General features: G+C 64.5%; 17 protein-coding genes. 5 read left to right on the top strand and 12 right to left on the bottom strand.

Annotated features, from left to right (window positions below; translation table 11 throughout):
• Positions 1–37: 37 nt before the first annotated feature.
• The 4 genes from AABE10_RS24285 to ubiA all read left to right on the top strand — a co-directional run bounded on the left by AABE10_RS24285 (position 38) and on the right by ubiA (position 3430).
• Positions 38–1492 (top strand): catalase, encoded by a 1455-nt coding sequence (locus tag AABE10_RS24285; RefSeq protein ID WP_342935779.1) that lies wholly within the window; start codon positions 38–40, stop codon positions 1490–1492.
• A gap of 73 nt (positions 1493–1565) precedes the next feature.
• A complete protein-coding gene (locus AABE10_RS24280; RefSeq protein ID WP_342935778.1) occupies positions 1566–1724 on the top strand; it encodes a hypothetical protein in 159 nt (52 codons plus the stop codon).
• A 173-nt stretch (positions 1725–1897) separates the two neighbouring features.
• Entirely contained in the window at positions 1898–2386 is a 489-nt protein-coding gene (locus AABE10_RS24275; RefSeq protein ID WP_342935777.1) for a Dps family protein, read from the top strand.
• Positions 2387–2566: 180 nt separating this feature from the next.
• Complete coding sequence (gene ubiA, locus AABE10_RS24270; protein WP_342935776.1) at positions 2567–3430, top strand: 4-hydroxybenzoate octaprenyltransferase; 864 nt, start codon at positions 2567–2569, stop codon at positions 3428–3430.
• An 86-nt stretch (positions 3431–3516) separates the two neighbouring features.
• Here the strand turns inward: ubiA and proC are convergent, their stop codons facing one another.
• From proC to AABE10_RS24240, 6 genes are all read right to left on the bottom strand, one after another.
• Complete coding sequence (proC, locus tag AABE10_RS24265) at positions 3517–4332, bottom strand: pyrroline-5-carboxylate reductase (protein ID WP_342935775.1); 816 nt, start codon at positions 4330–4332, stop codon at positions 3517–3519.
• 12 nt (positions 4333–4344) lie between these two features.
• Positions 4345–5043 (bottom strand): YggS family pyridoxal phosphate-dependent enzyme, encoded by a 699-nt coding sequence (locus tag AABE10_RS24260; protein ID WP_342935774.1) that lies wholly within the window; start codon positions 5041–5043, stop codon positions 4345–4347.
• Positions 5044–5187: 144 nt separating this feature from the next.
• Positions 5188–6414, bottom strand: a complete 1227-nt coding sequence (glcF, locus tag AABE10_RS24255) for a glycolate oxidase subunit GlcF (RefSeq protein WP_342935773.1) — start codon at positions 6412–6414, stop codon at positions 5188–5190.
• 7 nt (positions 6415–6421) lie between these two features.
• Positions 6422–7510, bottom strand: coding sequence for a glycolate oxidase subunit GlcE (gene glcE / locus AABE10_RS24250; RefSeq protein WP_342935772.1), 1089 nt, complete (start codon positions 7508–7510; stop codon positions 6422–6424).
• A gap of 215 nt (positions 7511–7725) precedes the next feature.
• Positions 7726–9231: an FAD-linked oxidase C-terminal domain-containing protein gene (locus AABE10_RS24245; protein ID WP_342935771.1), complete on the bottom strand. Its 1506-nt coding sequence runs from the start codon at positions 9229–9231 to the stop codon at positions 7726–7728.
• A 64-nt stretch (positions 9232–9295) separates the two neighbouring features.
• The gene (locus AABE10_RS24240) at positions 9296–10711 is read right to left on the bottom strand and encodes an FAD-binding oxidoreductase (RefSeq protein ID WP_342935928.1); all 1416 of its coding nucleotides are present in this window, start codon (positions 10709–10711) and stop codon (positions 9296–9298) included.
• Between the two features lie 228 nt (positions 10712–10939).
• Between AABE10_RS24240 and AABE10_RS24235 the strand changes: the two genes are divergently transcribed.
• Positions 10940–11506, top strand: coding sequence for a cob(I)yrinic acid a,c-diamide adenosyltransferase (locus AABE10_RS24235; RefSeq protein WP_342935770.1), 567 nt, complete (start codon positions 10940–10942; stop codon positions 11504–11506).
• Positions 11507–11677: 171 nt separating this feature from the next.
• On the opposite strand, the gene AABE10_RS24230 is transcribed toward AABE10_RS24235, so the two are convergent.
• The 6 genes from AABE10_RS24230 to AABE10_RS24205 all read right to left on the bottom strand — a co-directional run bounded on the left by AABE10_RS24230 (position 11678) and on the right by AABE10_RS24205 (position 20805).
• Entirely contained in the window at positions 11678–12013 is a 336-nt protein-coding gene (locus AABE10_RS24230; RefSeq protein ID WP_342935769.1) for a helix-turn-helix domain-containing protein, read from the bottom strand.
• On the bottom strand, positions 12010–12348 hold the full coding sequence (locus AABE10_RS24225; protein ID WP_090870752.1) for a type II toxin-antitoxin system RelE/ParE family toxin: 339 nt from the start codon (positions 12346–12348) through the stop codon (positions 12010–12012). The genes AABE10_RS24230 and AABE10_RS24225 overlap by 4 nt, the downstream gene beginning before the upstream one ends.
• Positions 12349–12528: 180 nt before the next feature.
• Positions 12529–13602: a 3-deoxy-7-phosphoheptulonate synthase AroG gene (aroG, locus tag AABE10_RS24220; RefSeq protein WP_342935768.1), complete on the bottom strand. Its 1074-nt coding sequence runs from the start codon at positions 13600–13602 to the stop codon at positions 12529–12531.
• Positions 13603–13987: 385 nt separating this feature from the next.
• The gene (gene tldD / locus AABE10_RS24215) at positions 13988–15454 is read right to left on the bottom strand and encodes a metalloprotease TldD (RefSeq protein ID WP_342935767.1); all 1467 of its coding nucleotides are present in this window, start codon (positions 15452–15454) and stop codon (positions 13988–13990) included.
• Positions 15455–15553: 99 nt separating this feature from the next.
• Entirely contained in the window at positions 15554–16402 is an 849-nt protein-coding gene (locus tag AABE10_RS24210) for a carbon-nitrogen hydrolase family protein (RefSeq protein WP_342935766.1), read from the bottom strand.
• Positions 16403–16569: 167 nt separating this feature from the next.
• Positions 16570–20805, bottom strand: a complete 4236-nt coding sequence (locus AABE10_RS24205) for a YhdP family protein (protein WP_342935765.1) — start codon at positions 20803–20805, stop codon at positions 16570–16572.
• Positions 20806–20888 lie beyond the last annotated feature (83 nt).

The raw sequence follows: 20888 nt of genomic DNA, 5'->3' as shown, positions 1-20888 counted from the left end.
AGGACGGCATTCGCCCGAACTAGCAAGGAGAACAGATATGTCTGAACCCAATCTCACGACCGCCTCGGGCGCGCCTGTCGCCGACAACCAGAACTCGTTGACGGCTGGCCCGCGCGGCCCCGTCGCGTTGCAGGACGTGTGGCTGATCGAAAAGCTCGCGCACTTCGACCGCGAAGTGATTCCCGAGCGCCGCGTTCATGCGAAGGGTTCGGGCGCGTTCGGCACGTTGACGGTGACGCACGACATCTCGCGCTATACGAAAGCCAAGGTGTTTTCGGAAGTCGGCAAGGAAACGCCGCTTTTCATGCGCTTTTCGACGGTCGCTGGCGAGCGCGGTGCCGCCGACGCCGAGCGCGACGTGCGCGGCTTCTCGATCAAGTTCTACACGGAAGAGGGCAACTGGGACGTGGTCGGCAACAACACGCCCGTGTTCTTCATCCGCGATCCGCTGAAGTTTCCGGACTTCATTCACACGCAAAAGCGCGATCCGTACACGAACATGCGCAGCGCGACGAACGCGTGGGACTTCTTCTCGCGTCATCCGGAGTCGCTGCATCAGGTGACGATCGTGATGAGCGATCGCGGCATTCCGAAGAACTATCGGCAGATGCACGGCTTCGGCTCGCATACGTTCTCGTTTATCAACGCGAACGACGAGCGCTTCTGGGTGAAATTCCACTTCAAGTCGATGCAAGGCATCGAGAACTACACCGACGAAGAAGCCGCGCAGGTCGTCGCGAGGGACCGCGAGAGCGCGCAGCGCGATCTGATCGGGTCGATCGACAGCGGCAACTTCCCGAAGTGGCGCTTCCAGATTCAGGTGATGCCCGAAGCGGACGCGGCAACGTATCGCTACAACCCGTTCGACATTACGAAGGTGTGGCCGTACAAGGACTATCCGCTGATCGACGTCGGCGTGATCGAGCTGAACCGCAACGCGCAGAACTACTTCGCGGACGTCGAGCAGGCCGCGTTCACGCCGGCCAACGTGGTGCCGGGCATCGGCTTCTCGCCGGACCGTCTGTTGCAGGGCCGTCTGTTTTCGTACGGCGACACGCAGCGCTATCGCCTTGGCGTGAATCACCATCTGATTCCCGTGAACGCGTCGCGTGCGCCGAACGTGCGCTCGTTCCATCGCGACGGCGGCATGCGCACTGACGGCAATCTCGGCGGCAACGTGAATTACGAGCCGAACCGCTTCGACGACTTTGCGCAGGACCGCAATGCGATCGAGCCGCCGCTCGCGGCGGGCAACGTCGATCGCTACAACCATCGCGAGGACGAGGACTACTACAGCCAGCCGGCGGCCCTCTTCCGTATCTTCGATGCGGGCCAGCGCGAGCGTCTCTTTGCCAACATCGCGCGGGCGATCGACGGTGTGCCGGCGGATATCGTCGCGCGCCAGGTCGAGCACTTCCGCAAGATCGATCCCGCGTATGCGGACGGCGTGGTGGCGGCTATCGAGGCGCTCTCGAAGGCGAAGTCGAAGTGAGCGACGGGCGAGCAGGCGATTGAGCAGCAAGGGTGGCGCATGAGCGCGCCACCCGTACTACAGGAGAACGATCATGGTTCAGATGGTGATGAACGCAGTCGGTCACAGCGCCGGCAGCGTCGCGCGACAGGTGCGCGGCCCCATGCTTTTTCAGAAGCTCGCGGGGCTCGCGATCGTCAGCAGCGGGTATGCAGTGATCGTCGCGAATCTGCTGCACGCAATCAGCCGATGACGGACCGCGCGCATGACCATCCACGGTCCGAACACGCGCATCGGCGAGGTAATGCGTCGCGCGAACGCATGTCGTTTCTAAGATAAACTGGCGGACGTTCGAGCGTTGACGGACTGCACACACGCAACTCCGGGCATGCAGACAGGTTCGTATCACTCTTAGATGGAGTCATCATGGCCAAGAAAGAAGCCGTACCGCACGTCAACATTGGTATCAGCGACAAGGATCGCAAGAAGATCGCAGAAGGTCTGTCGCGCCTTCTCGCCGATACGTACACGCTTTATCTGAAGACCCACAATTTTCACTGGAACGTGACGGGTCCGATGTTTAACACGCTGCATCTGATGTTCGAGACGCAGTACACGGAACTGGCCACCGCCGTCGATCTGATCGCCGAGCGCATTCGCGCTCTGGGCGTCGCGGCGCCGGGCAGCTACAAGGAATTCGCGAAGCTGTCGTCGATCGCCGAAGCGGACGGGGTGCCTGCCGCTGAAGACATGATCCGCCAGCTGGTGGAAGGGCAGGAAGCCGTCGTGCGCACTGCGCGCGCGATCTTCCCGGTAACGGACGCCGCCAACGACGAGCCGACAGCCGATCTGCTGACGCAGCGCATGCAGACGCACGAAAAGAACGCGTGGATGCTGCGTTCGATGCTGGCGTAATTCGCTCTCGCGGCCCATCTGACGCGGTTCGACGCGTCGGTGGCCTGTGCAGATGAACGTGAAGCCCGATGGGTGCAGGCCCGTCGGGCTTTTTTGTCGCGTTGTCCGTGCGTGCGCGTCTGTCGGGCCTGGCGCTCGCGCTGCTCTAAAATACGGAGATTCGTATTTCTGCGCACCGCCATGTTCGCCCGACTCCCGCTTTATCTGCGCCTTGTCCGCATGGACAAGCCGATCGGCAGCCTGCTGCTGCTGTGGCCGACGCTCAACGCGCTGTGGATTGCATCCGACGGCCATCCGTCGTTGTCGCTGCTGGTGATCTTCGTGATCGGCACGGTGCTGATGCGCTCCGCCGGATGCGCGATCAACGACTACGCGGACCGCGATTTCGACCGCTATGTGAAGCGCACCGAAAACCGGCCGATTACGTCGGGCAAGATCAAGGCGTGGGAAGCAGTGGCGCTGGCGGTCGGGCTGTCGCTGATCGCGTTTCTGCTGATCCTGCCGCTCAATACGCTGACGAAGGAGTTGTCGGTGGCGGCGCTGTTCGTCGCGGGCACGTATCCATTCACGAAGCGTTTCTTCGCGATTCCGCAGGCGTATCTGGGCATTGCGTTCGGCTTCGGCATTCCGATGGCGTTTGCCGCGATACAGAATCAGGTACCGCTGCTCGCGTGGGTGATGCTGCTCGCGAACGTGTTCTGGTCCGTCGCGTACGACACCGAATATGCGATGGTCGATCGCGACGACGACATCAAGATCGGCATACGCACTTCCGCACTGACGTTCGGCCGCTTCGACGTGCTCGCGATCATGGTCTGCTACGCGCTCACGCTCGGCATCTATGTCGGCATCGGCATCGTGCTGGGCTTCGGCGTGCTGTACTGGATCGGCCTTGCGGCGGCAATCGGCTGCGCGGTGTACCACTACACGCTGATCAAGGACCGCGAGCGCATGCCGTGCTTCGCGGCCTTCCGGCATAACAACTGGCTGGGCGGCGCGTTGTTTGCCGGCATTGCCGCGCATTACGCGGCGCAGGCGTTCTGAACGCCTTTCGATAAGGCGCTGAGGCGTGCCGATTGCGTTGTCGGTCTCGCGCCGCAGCGTCTGCCTATGTCAAACGGCAAGCGCCTTCATTGCTTGCCGAACTCCTCTCCCATTTCCCGGGCCCGCGCATCGGCAGCCAGCGCGCCGCGCACGATCGATTCCTTCACGCCTTGCGCTTCGAACGATGCCAGCGCGGCTGCCGTCGTGCCGCCCTTCGACGTCACGCGCTCGCGCAGCACGCTTGCCGGCTCGCCCGATTGCGCGGCGAGTTGCGCGGCGCCCGTGAATGTCGCGACGGCAAGCGCGCGGCCTTGCTCGTCGTCCATGCCCAACTGGCGCGCGGCCTCCTGCATGGCCTCGATGAAGTAGAACACGTAGGCGGGGCCGCTGCCCGAGATGGCTGTCACGGCATCGATTTTTGCTTCGTCGTCGAACCATACCGTCTGTCCGACCGCGCCGAGAACCTGCGACGCCAGCGCGCGTCCCGCTTCATCGACGCCGCCGAGCGCGACCAGTCCCGTCACGCCCATGCCGATCAGCGCAGGCGTGTTCGGCATCGTGCGCACGAGGCGCGCGTGACCGCCGAGCCAACGTGCAAGGTCCGCGCCGCGAATGCCCGCGACGATGCTGATGACGACCTGCGACGGCGACAGATGCGGTGCGAGCGCCGCCGCGACGTCCTTGACGATCTGCGGCTTTACGGCGAGCACGACGGCATCGAACGATCTCAGCGATGCATCTGCCGACGCGCTCGTGCCGATGCCGAACTGCTGTTCGCTGCGCTTGCGCGCGTCTTCGTTGGGATCGACGGCTCGAATGTCCGACGGCGCGACGCCGCGCTTGATCAGTCCGCCGATGAGTGCGGCGGCCATATTGCCGCCGCCGATGAAGGCAATTTTCATGATGTACGGGAGTTAGTGAGAGTAGTCACGAGCGCCGAAGATAGCCGTGCCGACACGCACGATCGTCGCGCCTTCGAGCACGGCCGCCTCGAGATCGCCCGACATGCCCATCGACAGCGTATCGAGTTCGAGACCGTCCGCGCACAGCTTTTCGGACAGCTCGCGTAACGCGCGATGCGGCGCGCGCTGCTGTTCGACGTCGCCTGCCGGTTCGGGGATCGCCATCAGGCCGCGCAGCCGTAACTTCGGCAGCGATGCGATTTCGCGCGCGACATGCAACGCTTCTTCACGCGTCACGCCGCTCTTCGATGCTTCGCCGCTGATGTTCACCTGAAGGCACACATTGAGCGGCGGCAACCTGTCGGGCCGCTGTTCGGACAGCCGCTGCGCGATCTTCAGGCGATCGACGGAATGCACCCAGTCGAAATGTTCGGCAACGGCGCGCGTCTTGTTCGACTGCAGCGGTCCGATGAAATGCCATTCGATCGACGCACGCAGATCCGACAGCGCTTCGATTTTCGTCAGGCTTTCCTGCACGTAATTTTCGCCGAACGCGCCCTGGCCCGCTGCATGGGCGGCGCGAACGTCTTCGGCGGGAAACGTCTTCGAGACGGCCAGCAGCGCAATCGAGCGCGGATCGCGGCCCGCGACCTGCGCGGCGAGAGCGATGCGCTGATGCACTGCGTCGAGATTGTGAGCGAGATCGGGCATGAAACGTTGATTACCGATGCGAGGGGCGACGATTTGAATTATACGGACGCCTCCCGCGCGTCACGACCTGGCCGAACGGCCAGGTTGCGCGCGCATCGCCCGCAAGCGATGCTGTCGATCAGGACACAGGCACAGCACGCAATCTCAGGTCGCGAGCATGTGCTCGACGAGTTCGATCCAATGCACGACAGGAGTGGAGGTTCCGCTTTGCAGATGCGCGATGCAGCCCACATTCGCCGAGACGATGATCTGCGGCTCCTGCGCCCTCAGCTTTTCGAGCTTCTGGTTGCGCAGCGCGTACGACAGTGCGGGTTGCGTGAGCGAATAGGTGCCGGCCGAACCGCAGCACAGGTGGCTGTCGGCAGGCAGCCTGACGTCGATGCCGAGCGCCGTCAGCAGCTGTTCGACCTTGCCGCGAATCTGCTGGCCATGCTGAAGCGTGCAAGGCGGGTGAAACGCAACGGTGTGAATCGCGCGGCGGCGCGTGAGCGGCGTCAGCGCTTCTTCGAAGTCGGGCAGGATTTCACTGATGTCGCGCGTCAGCTCGACGATGCGTTTCGCTTTCTCCGCGTAAGCGGGATCGTTGCGCAGCAGGTGCGCGTATTCCTTGACGGTCGCGCCGCAGCCCGATGCGTTCATCACGATTGCCTCGGCGCCCTGTTCGACATGCGGCCACCACGCGTCGATGTTCTGCCGCACGTCGTCCAGCGCTTCGTCGTTGTAGCCGAGGTGCAGCCGGATGGCGCCGCAGCAGCCCGCTTCCGGCGCGATGACGGTCTGGATGCCGAGCGCGTCCAGCACGCGCGCCGTCGCGATGTTGACGTTCGGCATCATCGACGGCTGCACGCAGCCCGCGAGCATCAGCATCTTGCGCGGATGCGTGGCCGTCGGCCATTCCAGCTGACGTTGCCGTTGCGGGACCTTGTCGCGCAGCTTCTTCGGCAGCAGCGGACGGAAGTGCTGGCCGATACGCATCGCAGGCGTGAAAAACGTGCTGTTCGGCACGAAGCTCGCGAGCACGCGGCGCATCAGCCGCTGGCCGAAGGGCCGTGGCACCTTTTCTTCCGTGAGCTTGCGGCCGATCTCGACGAGCCTGCCGTATTGCACGCCGGACGGGCAGGTCGACTCGCAATTGCGGCACGTGAGGCAGCGGTCCAGATGCAATTGCGTGCTGCGCGTGACGGGCGTGCCTTCCACCATCTGCTTGATCAGATAGATGCGGCCGCGCGGCCCGTCGAGTTCGTCGCCCAGCAGTTGATACGTCGGACAGGTGGCCGTGCAAAAGCCGCAATGCACGCATTTGCGCAGGATGGCGTCCGCTTCGTCGCCGTCGGGCGTGTTACGAATGAAGTCGGCGAGATTGGTTTGCATCGCGCGCTCAGAAGTCGGGGTACAGCCGGCCGCGATTGAAGATGCGCGCCGGGTCGAATGCGGCTTTCAGGCCGCGATGAATCTTCATCAACGGCGCGGGCAGCGGCGTAAAGACGCCCGCGCCACGATCGTAGCCGTGGCCCGTGCGGAAGATCGTCGCGTGGCCGCCGGCCTGCTTCGCGCTGATGCGCACGGTCTGCGCGTCGGCGTCGGTGATCCACCAGCGTTGCGCGCCGCCCCATTCCATCAACTGCGCGCCCGGCAGTTGCAGCGGTTCGGTGATGGTCGGCAGCGCGAGGCGCCAGAGCGCGGACTTCGGCGCGATGGCCGCGAAAAACGGATCGGTCTGTTCGCGCAGGCCGGCCCAGAAGCGTTCGGCTTCCACGGCGTCGACGACTTCACCGCCCAGCGACGTGCGCGCCGACTTGACGGCCGCTTCCGCGCCGCCCAGCCGCACGGCCAGGGTGCCGTTGCGCCACGCGCTGCCCGTGATAGGCAGCGGGCGGCCACCCCATTCGTTGAGCTTGCGCACGGCATCGGTGCCGTTCATGTCGAACTTGAGCGTCGCTTCGGCTTTCGGACTTGGCAGCACTTTGATCGACAATTCGAGAATCAGCCCGAGTGTTCCGAGCGATCCGGCCATCAGACGGGAAACGTCGTAACCGGCGACGTTCTTCACGACTTGCCCGCCGAACGTGAGCACTTGACCCTGGCCGTTCATGACGACGGTGCCGAGCACGAAGTCGCGTGGCGCGCCCGCCGAATGGCGGCGCGGACCGGCGATGCCCGCCGCGATGCAGCCACCGAGCGTCGCCTGCGGGCCGAAGTGTGGCGGCTCGAAGGCGAGCATCTGGTCATGCTCGGCGAGCGCCGCTTCGATTTCGAGGAGCGGCGTGCCTGCGCGCGCGGTGATGACCAGCTCGGCCGGGTCGTACGCAATGATGCCGCGAAGCGCGCGCGTGTCGAGGATCTCACCCTGCAATGACTGGCCGTACCAGTCCTTCGTGCCGCCGCCTCGGATGCGGAGCGGCTGTTCGGCGGCCGTGGCCGCACGAACCCGTTCCGACCACGCGGCGACGATGTCGTCCTCTTTCATGGTGCGTTGTTTCGTTGTAGTGCTTTCGATTGTACCGAGGCAAGCCGTGCTGACAACCCGGTTCCGACCCGTATCGAACCCGACGGCGTCGGTTATGCGTTATGGGCTTTCAAGGACGACGCGTACGTGTAGCCTGCCGCGAACCGAAACATCAGCCAACCCAGCCGCAATGCCGTCGCCGCGCGGAGCGACCCGGGCAACCGTCGGCGAGGCGCTCAAAAACGCGGCAGTTCGGGATGAGGCAGCAATCCGCCGCGCACATGCAGCTTGCCGTACTCGGCGCAACGGGCGCGCGTCGGGATGCCCTTGTCGGGGTTGAGAAGCGCCGCAGGATCGAAGGCGCGCTTGACGGCATGGAACGCGTCGCGCTCTTCGGGGGAAAACTGTACGCACATCGAGTTGATCTTCTCGATGCCGACGCCGTGTTCGCCCGTCACTGTGCCACCCAGTTCGACACAGGCCTCGAGGATGTCGCAACCGAAGGCTTCAGCGCGGTGCCACTCGTCGAGGTCGTTGCCGTTGAACAGGATCAGCGGATGCATGTTGCCGTCGCCCGCATGGAACACGTTGATGCAACGCAAGTTGTACTTCTTTTCCATTTCCTCGATACGCGCGAGCAGCGGCCCGATGCTGCGGCGCGGCACCGTGCCGTCCATGCAGTAGTAATCGGGCGAGATGCGGCCGGCTGCCGGAAACGCGTTCTTGCGGCCCGACCAGAAGCGCAGCCGTTCGGCTTCCGTGCGCGAGATCTGGATGCGCGTCGCGCCGTGTTCGCGCAGCACGGCCGTCATGCGTACGATTTCTTCGCTGACTTCCTCGGGCGTGCCGTCCGACTCGCAGAGCAGGATCGCGGCCGCATCGAGGTCGTAGCCGGCGTTGACGAACTCCTCGACGGCGCGCGTGGCCGGCTTGTCCATCATTTCGAGGCCGGCGGGGATGATGCCCGCGGCAATGATGCTCGCGACGGCATCGCCGCCTTTCACGACATCGTCGAAGCTCGCCATGATGACCTGCGCGGCCTGCGGCTTCGGTATCAGCTTGACGGTGACCTCCGTGACGATCGCGAACATGCCTTCGCTGCCGATCATGACGGCCAGCAGATCGAGGCCGGGCGCGTCCGGGCTCAGCGAGCCGAACTCGACGATCTCGCCGTCCATCGTGACGGCACGCACGCGCATGACGTTATGCACCGTGAGGCCGTACTTGAGACAATGCACGCCGCCCGAATTTTCCGCGACGTTGCCGCCGATCGTGCACGCGATTTGCGATGACGGATCGGGCGCGTAGTAAAGGCCGTAAGGCGCAGCCGCTTCCGATATCGACAGATTGCGCACGCCGGGCTGCACGGTCGCCGTGCGCGCATACGGATCGACTTCGATGATCTTGCGAAAGCGCGCGAGCGAGACGACGACGCCGTTGCGGATCGGCATCGCGCCGCCCGACAGGCTCGTGCCCGCCCCGCGCGGCACGATGGGCACATTGAGCCGATGACAGATCTGCGCGATGCGCTGTACCTGCGACTCGGTTTCCGGCAGCGCGACGGCAAGCGGCAAGCGCCGGTACGCGGCAAGACCGTCGCATTCGTATGCGACCGTGTCTTCTTCGCGAAAGAGCAGGCAATGGGTGGGCAGTACGGCCATCAACGCCTGCACGACCTCGCGCTGACGTTGCGCAAGCATCTCGGGCGACAGCTCGGGGGACAGCTCGCCGGGTGCGTTCATGGAATGTCTCCTCGTTGGACGGCCGCGCGCCTCTTTGTTCTGCGCGGCCGGACATGCGGTTACGCTATGCCGCCCACGTAAAGATCTTGCCAGGGTTCATCAGGTTGCGCGGATCGAGCGAGTGCTTGATCGAGCGCATCACATCGACTGCGCCGGGACCGTGTTCTTCGAGCAGAAAGTTCATCTTGTGCAGGCCCACGCCATGTTCGCCCGTGCAGGTGCCGTCCATGCGCAGCGCGCGCTGTACGATGCGGTGATTCAGGCGCTCCGCTTCTTCCATCTCTTCCGGCTTGTTTGGATCGATCAGAATACAGACATGGAAATTGCCGTCGCCGACGTGTCCGACGATCGGGCAGGGCAGCGGCGACTCCTTGAGGTCGGCTTCCGTTTCGACCACGCATTCGGCGAGGCGCGAAATCGGCACGCAGACATCGGTGGAGACCGCGCGGCTGCCGGGCTTCAGTTGCAGCATCGCGAAGTAGGCGTTGTGACGCGCATTCCACAGGCGGCTGCGGTCTTCGGGGCGCGTCGCCCATTCGAAGTCTTCGCCGCTGTTTTGCGCGGCGATTTCTTGCACGAGTTCGGCCTGCTCTTTCACGCCGGCTTCCGTGCCATGAAACTCGAAGAACAGCGTGGGCGCTTCGCGCAGCGTCAGATTCGAGTGACGATTGATCGAGCGGATCGCGAGCGAATCGACGAACTCGACGCGCGCGATCGGCACGCCGATCTGGATCGTCTCGATCACGGCGCGCACCGCGTCGCCCATCGACGGGAACGCGCAGACAGCCGCCGACACGGCCTCCGGCTGCGGATAGAGGCGCAAGGTGATTTCGGTGATCACGCCGAGCGTGCCTTCCGATCCGACGAACAGGCGCGTAAGGTCATAGCCTGCCGACGACTTGCGCGCTCGCGTGCCCGTGTGGATCACGCGGCCATCGGCGAGCACGACGGTCAGGCCCAGCACGTTTTCGCGCATCGTGCCGTAGCGCACGGCGTTCGTGCCCGACGCGCGCGTCGCCGACATGCCGCCGATGCTCGCGTCAGCGCCCGGGTCGATCGGGAAGAAGAGACCTGTGTCGCGCAGCGCCTCGTTCAGTTGCTTGCGCGAAATGCCGGGCTCGACGGTGACAGTCAGATCTTCCGCATTGATCGACAGCACGCGATTCATTTCGGAAAGATCGATCGATACGCCGCCTTGTACGGCCAGCAGATGGCCTTCCAGCGAGGAACCGTTGCCGTATGGAATGATGGGAACGTCGTACTGACCGCACAGCGCGACGACGGTCTGAACGTCTTCGGTGTTGCGTGTGAAAACGACGGCGTCAGGCAATTGCGGATCGAACGGCGATTCGTCGCGGCCATGATGGGCACGAACGGCGGCGGATGTCGATACGCGTTCACCGAAGGCCGATTTGAGCGCTGTGAGTAGCTCTGCAGGAAAAGGGCGGCGCACGGGGGTGGGCGGCACGGGATGGTTCACCTGCGTCTCCTGTTGGCGAATGTTCTGATGGTTGATGGTCATTTTACGCCCTTCGACCGCTGCTGGGCGCCGGACTCGCAGGCTCGACGCAGCCTTTGACGCAGCGTTTGACGCCGTGTCGCGCGCGCTCGCGAGAGGGCAGCGCGGCGACTTTATAATGAAGCGCGACCGCATATCGCGATGTATCCGCATGGACGCATCGTCAATCGACACAAGGAAACGCACATCATGGGCAACCGCTTGAGCAGGATCGCGACGCGCACGGGCGACGACGGCACCACGGGTCTCGGCGACGGCCGCCGCGTGCGCAAGGACGACGCGCGCATTGCCGCGATCGGCGACGTCGATGAACTGAACTCGAATATCGGCGTGCTGCTGTGCGAGACACTGCCCGACGGCGTGCGTGCCGCGCTGACGGCGATCCAGCACGATCTGTTCGATCTGGGCGGCGAGCTATGCATTCCGGGCCATTCGATGATCGCCGATACGCATCTCGCTCAACTGGATGCCTGGCTCGCCGAATACAACGCGACCTTGCCGCCGCTCAAGGAGTTCATCCTGCCGGCGGGCACGCGTGCCGCTTCGCTCGCGCATGTGTGCCGGACGGTTTGCAGGCGCGCCGAGCGCTCGATCGTCGCGCTGGGTGCCGTCGACACGATCAACGCGGCGCCGCGTCGATATGTGAACCGGCTGTCGGATCTGCTGTTCGTGCTGGCTCGCGTACTCAACCGCATGGATGGCGGCAGCGACGTGCTGTGGCAACACGACCGCGGCTCGAAAAGCACAGGCGGCTAGCGAGGCGGGCAAGAACACGAGCGGCCCGTCTCGCAAGAAGCCTGGCAAAAGTCCGACGAAGAGCGCGACAAAAAGCGGGACCAAGAGCCTGATAACGAGAGCCTGCCAACGAGAGCACGACAGCGAAGCACGACAGCGAGCACGACAAGAAGCGACAGTCAGCCCGACCGCTCAGCCGACTGCCAGCGTGACCGGCTTGCCGATACGGCTCATCATTTCGACGAGCGTATCGATCGTGAATTTCGAAGTCTTCTTGTTGACGACATCCGACACGCGCGGCCGCGACACCATCAGGATTTCCGCGGCCTCGGACTGCTTCAGATGATGCTGTTCGATCCATGTGGACAGTTCGGACATCAACTGTTCCTTGAGCAGGCGCGTGTCGTTGATCTGCTTTTGCGATGCGGCGTGCAGCCGTTTTGCTTCGTCTGCGGGGAAGCCGAGTTCGAGAAACAGATTCGCGCCCGGTTTCGTGACATGACGGACCCTGGTGTCGATGGTCTTCATACTTTCCTCACATTGGCCGCGGCGCGATAACGCGCTTCGGCGATTTCCCTGTCATGCCGGCTGGTTGCCTGCGTCTTCTTCTGGAAGCAGTGCAGTACATATACGGCTTCGACAAACTTGGCGACGTACATCACGCGAAAAGCGCCTTCCTGTTCACTGATGCGAATTTCACGCGTGCCTGCGCCGACGATATCGAACGGCTTCCAGTTGTCCGGATCGAGGCCCGCCTGAACCTTGGCGAGCTGGAAGCCTGCCTGGCGGCGAGGTTCATCCGGAAACGAAAGCAGATCGTCATAGCTGGAGCCGATCCAGCGAATCTCTTTTTCGAGCTCCATGTGCTCCCTTCATGTACAAAATTTTATACCCAATTCCCCCAGTGTTCAACGTCTTTTCGCAAACACCGGCACGAGATTTGAAGGTACAGAAGCAGCACATGAAGCGCGATTCGACCGAATGGCCAAAAAAAGCCCGGCATGAGCCGGGCAAAGTCTGCGTGAAGCAATGATGGGCGATGGTCAGTTGCCGCTGCCGCGCGCGACGCGCCGTTGCTTGACGGCATCTGCGAGACCTTCGAGCACGGCGACGCTGTCGTCCCAGCCGATGCATGCGTCGGTGATGCTCTGCCCGTACGTCAGCGCGCAGCCCTCTTGCAGGTCCTGGCGGCCCGCGACGAGATGCGATTCCACCATCACGCCGACGATCCGCTCGTCGCCCGCTGCGATCTGGCGGCCGATATCCGCGCACACGGGAATCTGGTTCTCGTGCTTCTTCGAGCTGTTCGCGTGGCTCGCGTCGATCATCAGGCGGGCGGCGAGGCCCGCCTTGCCGATGTCGGTGCATGCTGCGTTCACGCTGTCGGCGTCGTAGTTCGGCGCCTTGCCCCCGCGCAGAATGATATGGCAGTCTTCATTGCCCGCCGTCGATACGATGGCCGAGTGGCCGCCCTTCGTCACCGACAGGAAATGGTGCGGCTGCGACGCGGCCTTGATCGCGTCGACGGCGATCTTCACGTTGCCGTCCGTGCCGTTCTTGAAGCCGACGGGACACGACAGTCCCGAAGCGAGTTCGCGATGCACCTGCGACTCCGTCGTGCGCGCGCCGATCGCGCCCCACGAGATCAGATCGGCGATGTATTGCGGGCTGATCATGTCGAGATACTCAGTGCCGGCGGGCAGGCCCAGTTCGTTGATCTTCATCAGCAGCTCGCGCGCAGTGCGCAGGCCGTCGTTGATCTTGAAGCTGTTGTCCATGTACGGATCGTTGATGAGGCCCTTCCAGCCCACCGTCGTGCGCGGCTTCTCGAAGTACACGCGCATCACGATCTCGAGTTCTGTCGCGAAGCGCGTGCGCTGTTCGATCAGGCGGCTTGCATATTCCATCGCGGCCTTCGGGTCGTGAATCGAGCAGGGGCCGATGATGACGATCAGACGGTCGTCCATGCCGTGCAGAATCCGATGCATCGACGAGCGCGAGTTGAAGATCAGGTCGGACACCTTCTCGTCGCAGGGGAATTCGCGGATCAGGTGAGCGGGCGGCGTCAGTTCCTTCAGTTCGCGGATGCGGACATCGTCGGTATTGTGCGGGGGCATGGTTTTCTCCTCGATTCGGTTCGTAGCGCGGTTCGCGCGGTCTGCGATTCAATGACGGTGCCGCAGCGAACAGGTCAACAAGCTAAAACGGTCAAAGTCAAAGTCGTTAGGGACGAAAAAAAACCGCCAGACTCGCTGGCGGTTTCTTCGGGAATTTCAGGTGCCTATGTACGTTCACACCCCTCTCGATCCGCCAGCGGTCTGAGATGCCCAAAAGAAATAAAAATAAAACTTGGCGGACATGGCGAAAAAGGGTGGCTCGTCAAAAGGGTTGAATTGCTTTATAACCCGAGCATTGCTCGGCTGGCAAGCTATTGGCGGCAACAATGCGGGAAATCCGCACGTCTCGCGCTTTCAATGCATGAAACGCGCGAGACGATCAAGATCAGACTGTGCCGCCGACCGTCATCTTCTCGATGCGCAGCGTCGGCTGACCGACGCCGACGGGCACGCTCTGGCCTTCCTTGCCGCACACGCCGACGCCCGTATCCAGCGACATGTCGTTGCCGATCATGCTCACGTACTTGAGCGATTCCGGGCCGCTGCCGATCAGCGTCGCGCCCTTGACGGGATACGTGATCTTTCCGTTTTCGATCATGTACGCCTCGGACGCCGAGAACACGAACTTGCCGTTCGTGATGTCGACCTGGCCGCCGCCGAAGTTGACCGCGTAAAGCCCGTTCTTCACGGACGCGATGATTTCCTGCGGGTCCTTGTCGCCGTTGAGCATGTACGTGTTGGTCATGCGCGGCATCGGCAGCGCGGCGTACGATTCGCGGCGCGCGTTGCCCGTCACGGGCATTTTCATCAGCCGCGCGTTCAGCGTGTCCTGGATGTAGCCCTTCAGGATGCCGTCTTCGATCAGCGTCGTGCACTGCGTCGGGTTGCCTTCGTCGTCGATGTTCAGCGAGCCTCGGCGGTTGGGCAGCGTGCCGTCGTCGACCACGGTGACGCCCTTCGCCGCAACCTGCTCGCCGATGCGGCCTGCAAACGCCGACGATCCCTTGCGGTTGAAGTCGCCTTCGAGGCCGTGGCCGATCGCCTCGTGCAGCAGCACGCCGGGCCAGCCCGGCCCAAGCACGACCGTCATCGCGCCTGCCGGAGCCGGACGCGCATCGAGGTTCACGAGCGCCGCGTGAACCGCGTCATCGACGTACTTCGACAGGATGTCGTCGGTGAAATAGCCGTAGTCGTAGCGGCCGCCACCGCCACCGCTGCCGATTTCTCGGCGGCCGTTCTGTTCGGCGATGACCGTCACCGACACGCGCACGAGCGGGCGAATGTCCGCCGCCAGCGCGCCGTCGCTGCGCGCGACCAGCACCACATCGTATTCGCCCGCAAGACCCGCCATCACCTGCGTGATGCGCGGATCGCGGCCGCGCGCCATCTGCTCGATGCGCTCGAGCAGCTTGACCTTGGCCGTCGCGTCGAGCGAATGCAGCGGATCGGACGGCAGGTACAGATCGCGCCCGGACACGCCCGTCAGCGTCGACGCCGCCCTGATCTTCTGCTTGCCGCCGCCTGCCTTGGCGATCGCGCGCGTGGCGATCGCGGCCTGGCGGATCGCTTCGGGCGACAGGTCGTCTGAATAAGCGAAGGCTGTGCGGTCGCCGGACACGGCGCGCACGCCGACGCCCTGGTCGATGCTGAAGCTGCCCGACTTGACGATGCCTTCCTCCAGGCTCCAGGCCTCGCTGCGCGTCGCCTGGAAATAGAGGTCGGCGTAATCGACGCGATGCGTGAAGATCTCGGCGAGCGTGCGGGTCAGCACGGCTTCGTCGAGGCCGTAGGGCGTGAGGAGCACGTCTTTGGCCGTCGCGAGATTACGGATGCTGGGTTCGATGATGTTCATGCGAAGTTCGCTCGATTCAGGGTATTCGGTTGCGTGCACAGCCGTCGGATGGGTGACGGCTGCGGCACTTTCAATGCATGCGGTTCAAATCAAACGTAGTCAGCTGAGCACGCGGTGACGCCAGGCCGGCAGGCTTTGCCGGACTTCGTCGATGCGTGAACGCTCGATATTGCCCGCGACGACGCCCGCGCCTTCGTCGCGCACGCCGATGATTTCGCCCCACGGGTCGATCAGCACGCTGTGGCCCCACGTGCGCCGGCCATTCTCGTGCTTGCCGCCTTGCGCGGCAGCGAGCACGTAGCACTGGTTCTCGACGGCTCGCGCGCGCAGCAGCGTTTCCCAGTGCGCGCGGCCCGTCGTGTACGTGAATGCGGACGGCACGACGATCAGCGCGCAGTCCCCCATGCGCCGGTACAGCTCGGGAAAGCGTAGATCGTAGCAGACCGACAGGCCCACGCGCCCGAACGGCGCGTCGAACGTGCCGACGGTGTCGCCGGGGCGGATCGTGCGCGCTTCGTCGAACGATTCCTCGCCCTTCTCGAAGTTGAACAGATGGATCTTGTCGTAGCGCGCGGCCTCGTTGCCCTGCGGATCGAACACGAGTGTCGTGTTGAGCACGCGCGTTTCTTCGGGCGCCGTCAAAGGCAGCGTGCCGCCGATGACCCACACCTTGTGGCGGCGCGCCGCGTCGGCGAGAAAGCGCTGGATCGGGCCGTCGCCATAGGGTTCGCGCACGGTGAGCTTGTCGGTGTCCTTGTAGCCCATGAAGCAGAAGTACTCGGGCAACAGGACGAGCTGCGCGCCGTCGGCGGCGGCTTGCGCGATCAGGCGTTCGGCATCGGCGAGATTGCGGTCGCGCTCCGGCGTGCTCACCATCTGCAGCGCGGCGACGCGGAAGGGGTCAGCGTGAGGGGATGATTTCGCGGATTGCGTGTTCAGGTCGCTCATAGGCGTTCGATAGACTCCTGCCAAAAGACTCCGGCCAAATGGAACGGCGCAAAAGCACGGCACCGGGGCACTGCGGAAAGGGGATGCCGGCAGCGGCTCTGCATCTCCTGGCGGCCGACACAGGCACGTGCGATGCAGTGCCCGTGCGGATCAGACGTGCGCTTCGCTCAGTTGGGTGCCGCGACGGCGGCCGGCGCGTTCATATTACCGCGATCGGTGTGGACCCGCTCGACGTGCGGCTTGGCCCACGAACCCGTGATCGCGTAATCGACTGCGAACGCATGCTCGATCGAATGCGACAACGCGATATCCGCGACCAGCGCGCCCAGCCCGAGCAGCGGATTGATCACGGCCGCCGCGACGACGCCCGCGCCAGCGCTGACGGTCGGCACGATATGCACCTGCAGGTCCTGCGTTTCGTGCGGCAAGTTGACGGAGCCCTTCATTTGGGCGCGCGCGGGTGCCGTCACCATTTCGAAGTCGTTCGTCGTGCCGATGCCGTTCTCGACGCGCGCCGTGCCCGTCACGCGTTCGAACGGCAGCCCTTCGCCGATCACGTCGCGGAAATCCATCGTCGCGTAGCGCGCGAGGCTTTGCAGGCTCAGCACGCCGAGCAGCTTCGCGACGCCCGGATCGACCTTGAGAATCTGTCCGTGCCGCAGATCGGCGGCGAGGTTGCCGTTGAGCGTCGGATAGTCGGGTTTCGTCGGGCCGCCGCGCCAGCCGAGCTTGCCCGACACCGATCCTTCGCCCGCCTTCAGCGTGCGCGGCAATCCCGCGCGCTCGAGCAGCGCGCCTGCATCCTTGATGTCGAGCTTGAAATCGAGTTCGGTGCTGCGCTCGGCCTCGTCGTCCTGGTTCGCGCCGTAGTTCCGGCCCGTGCGCCAGTTCGCCGTCGCCGTGAGCGTCGCGGCCGGGTTGCTGATTTCGAGCGAATCGAGTTGCCAGACGGGCGTGCCGTTGTCCTCGAAATTGTGCGCGTCGACCTGGAGCTTGCCGACATTGCGCCCGCGCACGATCAGCTCGTTGACGACGAGATCGATCGACGGAATGTTCTGCGCCGGCTGGTTGATGGCCGGGCCGAGCAGATCGTTTTCGGCCACGGATGGAATCACGAGCCGGGCGAGGCGCGCCTGCAGCGTGCCCGGCGAGCCCGGCGTCGCGCCCGGCAGCCACGACACGTGCCCCGACACCTGGTTCGACGCGATGTTCGCCTGCCACTGCTTGTCGTAGCGCGACGCGCCGACCACCACGCTTTCCCAGCGCCGCTTGAGCAGCGTCAGCGTGCCGATGTGCACGGCGAAGCGGTTCGGCATGAACTGCGCGGCCGTCGCGCTGGGCGGCATCGGCGCGACGCCTTCGTTCGCCTTGCGCATCTGCACGAAGAGGGCGCGCCAGGCATCGGCGTCGAGCGCATCGATGTCGACGGCGGCAGTCACGCCTTCCGACGGCAGATCGGCGGGCCGGTTCACGCCGACGGCGCCGCGCACGACTTCGGGCGGCCGGCCGGGCGCGTGACGGAGCAGATAGGTCGCCGCGATCGGGCCGAACGTGAGATCGGCGCGCTGGATGCCGTTGCTATCGTCGCTGCCTTGCGCGACAGCGCCACCGCCTTCGTTAGAAGCAGTCGGCCGGAACGTGAAGTCGAGCGGCATCGGCTTGCCGAGCGGCTTGTTGAACGGCGCGGGGAAATCGAGCGCGAGCCCCGTCAGGTCCGAATGAACGGCGACATCCGGCAAGCGGCCTTTGGCGCCGCGCACGCTCACGTCGTACGGCGCGCTGCCGTTCATCCGCGTGAGCACCTGCGCCGGCAGGCCGCGCAGGTTCAGTCCGCGCGCGGCATCGACGGCGACGTGCCCGGACACGTCGAATGCATATGCGCCGCTCGCGTTCAGTCCGCCTTTCGCGCGCACGTCGCCACCCATGAACTGCGCCGTGAGCCCGTCGACCTGCGCCGTGTGCTCGGTGAAGCGCACCTTGCCGCGCAGTTGCGAAAGCGGCGGGACGTTGTCCATCGACAGCCTGTCGTTTTCGAACGCAAGCGCAGCTTCCACCGCGACGCGCGGCTTCGGCGGCGCGCCGGGCGTGGGCAGCGTGCGCGGCACCGTCAGCTTGAGCGCGAGCGCGGCGGGGCCGTCGGCATGAAGCTTCTCCGTCTGGTGTTTCGTCATGCCGCCGAGCGCGCTGTTGTTCACGTAATCGAGCATGTCGGCGAGCGGCCCGCGCGCATCGCCCGTAATGACCAGGCTCGATGCGCGCGTGCCCAGGTCGTCGATCCTGCCCGTCACCTTGTTCAGCGCGAGGCGCTTGTAATGGGCGCGCTCGGCGTCGAAGCGCAGCAGGTTCTCTTTCAGCTGGAACTCGCCGTCGATGCCGTCGAGCGCGGGCCATACGTTCGGCGTGCCGTTTTTCAGCGTGCGCGGCGGGTACGGCGACGGATCGAAGCGGCCGCCTTTGAACGGCGCGACGATCCGGAAGATGCCAGCCTTCGGATCGCGCGAGTAGGGGAATTTGTCGAGATTGCCGTGAATCTCGATGGTCGCGCCGCGCGACATGCCCGCCTGCAAGCCGTGGCCCAGATAGATGCGCAGTTTTTCGCTGATGCTGGTCGGCAGATAGCGCGTGATGCGCGGGACTTGGGCGCGCTCGAATTCGGCCTTCAGATCGAGCGAGCCGCGCCCGCTGCCGATGTTCGAATAGCTGGCCGTCGCTTTCGCGTCCGCGTCCGCGTTCGACACTTTCAGTTCCGACACCTGCACGTCGAACGCCTTGTGCCGCTGCCCCGGCGCGACGGCGGGCGCGATCGTCCATGTGCCTTTGCCGCTTAGATGGTCGAACGTCAGGCGCGGATCGTCGAACACGCCGGGCATCGTGATCGCCGCGTTCGCCGTGTCGATGGCGAGTGCGCCGTGCCGTTCGTCGGCATCGACGTTGCCCCACAGATTCTCGACACCCGGAATGCCCGCGCGCGGGTGATTTCTCGCGGTGAGCCCCGGTGGCGGCTCCTGCGCGGCGATGCTGATGCCTTGCAGGTCGCCCTTGAAGCGATAGCGGATGATCGGCTCTGCGCCCGGCTCGCGATGCTCGCTCGCGGCTTCGCCCGAATCGGGCTTGCCGCGCTCGACTTCGATCGTGTAGTCAGCGACGAGGCCGCGCGGGTTGTAGCGCACGAGGTTGTTCAACAGACGCTTCGGCAGCGGCAGTGCGCGGCTGAATTCAGCAAGGATGCCGAGATCGACGCGGTCGCCCGTGATGCTGAGCAGTTGTCCGTGCTGGACGCTCGGCACCCGATAACGGCTCGACAGCGTATGAAAAGCGAGGATGCGAGCGACGGGCGTGCCGTCGTCGAGCGGCGGCTGCCCCAGTTCGGCGCGCAGATCGCGCAGATCGAGCGTCCATTCGTCGGCGTCGTGCGCGACGGCCCACGAAAAACGCGCGACAGGCACGTCGAGCTTCGGCTGCGTCGGCTTCACGCGCAGCGCAATGTTGCTGCCCGACAGCTCCCCGGCGGCGGATCTCACGCGGCCTTGCGTGAACTGCAGCCAGATCGCGTTGTCGATGCGGCCGGCGTAGGTTTCGATCGGGAAATCCATGTAGCGGGCGAGCATCGGCAGATCGACGGGGCCCGTCGAGATATACGCCTCGCCCGTCCAGTTGATCGGCTTGCCCATCGCACCGAGCCGCGCGTGCCGGAACTGCGCGCGGAAGTCGAGCGGACCGAACAGCACCTTTCCGTCGGGCGGTGCCTGGAGCGCGAGCTTGTGATCGTAGCCGTCGCTGAGAATGGCGAGGCGGATATTCTGCAGTGCGATCTCGGGCGCGTCGCGGCGCGCGTCGTGCCAGCGCAGCGTGCCGCCGCGCAGGATCATCGCCTGCTGGCGCAACAGCCATGTGCTGAACGTGTCGTTGCCCGTGTGAACCGTGGGCACCGTCACGCCCGCGATGGTCAGCGAGCCGTCCGTCTCGCGCTCGATGAGCAGATCCGGCTTGTCGACGATCACGCTGGAAAGAATGGGCGCGAGCTTCCAGACGGACGACCACGACACGGTCGCGCTCGCATGCGGAATCATCAGCGCGACTTTGCCGTCGCGGTTGGTGATGGTGACGTTGGTGGCTTCGAGTCCTGGCTGGAAGCCGGTCCAATGCGGCGCGAGCTTGCCGATCCTGAGCTGCGCGTGGATCTTTTCGGAGACGGCTGCCTCGATTCTCGGCCGGAAGGAGTCGGCGTACGGCAGCACGAGATAGCGCAGGCCGAGCACGGCCAGCAGGACGACGAAGTACAGGAAGAGCGCAATGCTGAGAAGGACTCGCAGCGTGTGGCGCAGCACCACATGATCGCTTCCGCCTACGGGCTTGACGCGTCCGGCTTCATGCGGGTCGGCGGATGAGTTTCGCTCGGACATGCTGCGACGGGGTAGGCATATGGTAGTTTTGCGGTTCTAACGACGAAATGTATCACACGGGCCAGCCGCCAAGGCCGTGAGGG

The organism is Paraburkholderia diazotrophica, from assembly GCF_038900755.1.
GTDB lineage: Bacteria > Pseudomonadota > Gammaproteobacteria > Burkholderiales > Burkholderiaceae > Paraburkholderia > Paraburkholderia diazotrophica_A.
Note: the sequence above shows the minus strand (reverse complement) of the source record. Positions and strands in the feature narration are given on the sequence as shown.

Coding starts and splice junctions, on each gene's coding strand:
- AABE10_RS24285 (WP_342935779.1), top strand. CDS start 38: ATGTCTGAACCCAATCTCACGACCGCCTCGGGCGCGCCTGTCGCCGAC.
- AABE10_RS24280 (WP_342935778.1), top strand. CDS start 1,566: ATGGTTCAGATGGTGATGAACGCAGTCGGTCACAGCGCCGGCAGCGTC.
- AABE10_RS24275 (WP_342935777.1), top strand. CDS start 1,898: ATGGCCAAGAAAGAAGCCGTACCGCACGTCAACATTGGTATCAGCGAC.
- ubiA (WP_342935776.1), top strand. CDS start 2,567: ATGTTCGCCCGACTCCCGCTTTATCTGCGCCTTGTCCGCATGGACAAG.
- proC (WP_342935775.1), bottom strand. CDS start 4,332: ATGAAAATTGCCTTCATCGGCGGCGGCAATATGGCCGCCGCACTCATC.
- AABE10_RS24260 (WP_342935774.1), bottom strand. CDS start 5,043: ATGCCCGATCTCGCTCACAATCTCGACGCAGTGCATCAGCGCATCGCT.
- glcF (WP_342935773.1), bottom strand. CDS start 6,414: ATGCAAACCAATCTCGCCGACTTCATTCGTAACACGCCCGACGGCGAC.
- glcE (WP_342935772.1), bottom strand. CDS start 7,510: ATGAAAGAGGACGACATCGTCGCCGCGTGGTCGGAACGGGTTCGTGCG.
- AABE10_RS24245 (WP_342935771.1), bottom strand. CDS start 9,231: ATGAACGCACCCGGCGAGCTGTCCCCCGAGCTGTCGCCCGAGATGCTT.
- AABE10_RS24235 (WP_342935770.1), top strand. CDS start 10,940: ATGGGCAACCGCTTGAGCAGGATCGCGACGCGCACGGGCGACGACGGC.
- AABE10_RS24230 (WP_342935769.1), bottom strand. CDS start 12,013: ATGAAGACCATCGACACCAGGGTCCGTCATGTCACGAAACCGGGCGCG.
- AABE10_RS24225 (WP_090870752.1), bottom strand. CDS start 12,348: ATGGAGCTCGAAAAAGAGATTCGCTGGATCGGCTCCAGCTATGACGAT.
- aroG (WP_342935768.1), bottom strand. CDS start 13,602: ATGCCCCCGCACAATACCGACGATGTCCGCATCCGCGAACTGAAGGAA.
- tldD (WP_342935767.1), bottom strand. CDS start 15,454: ATGAACATCATCGAACCCAGCATCCGTAATCTCGCGACGGCCAAAGAC.
- AABE10_RS24210 (WP_342935766.1), bottom strand. CDS start 16,402: ATGAGCGACCTGAACACGCAATCCGCGAAATCATCCCCTCACGCTGAC.
- AABE10_RS24205 (WP_342935765.1), bottom strand. CDS start 20,805: ATGTCCGAGCGAAACTCATCCGCCGACCCGCATGAAGCCGGACGCGTC.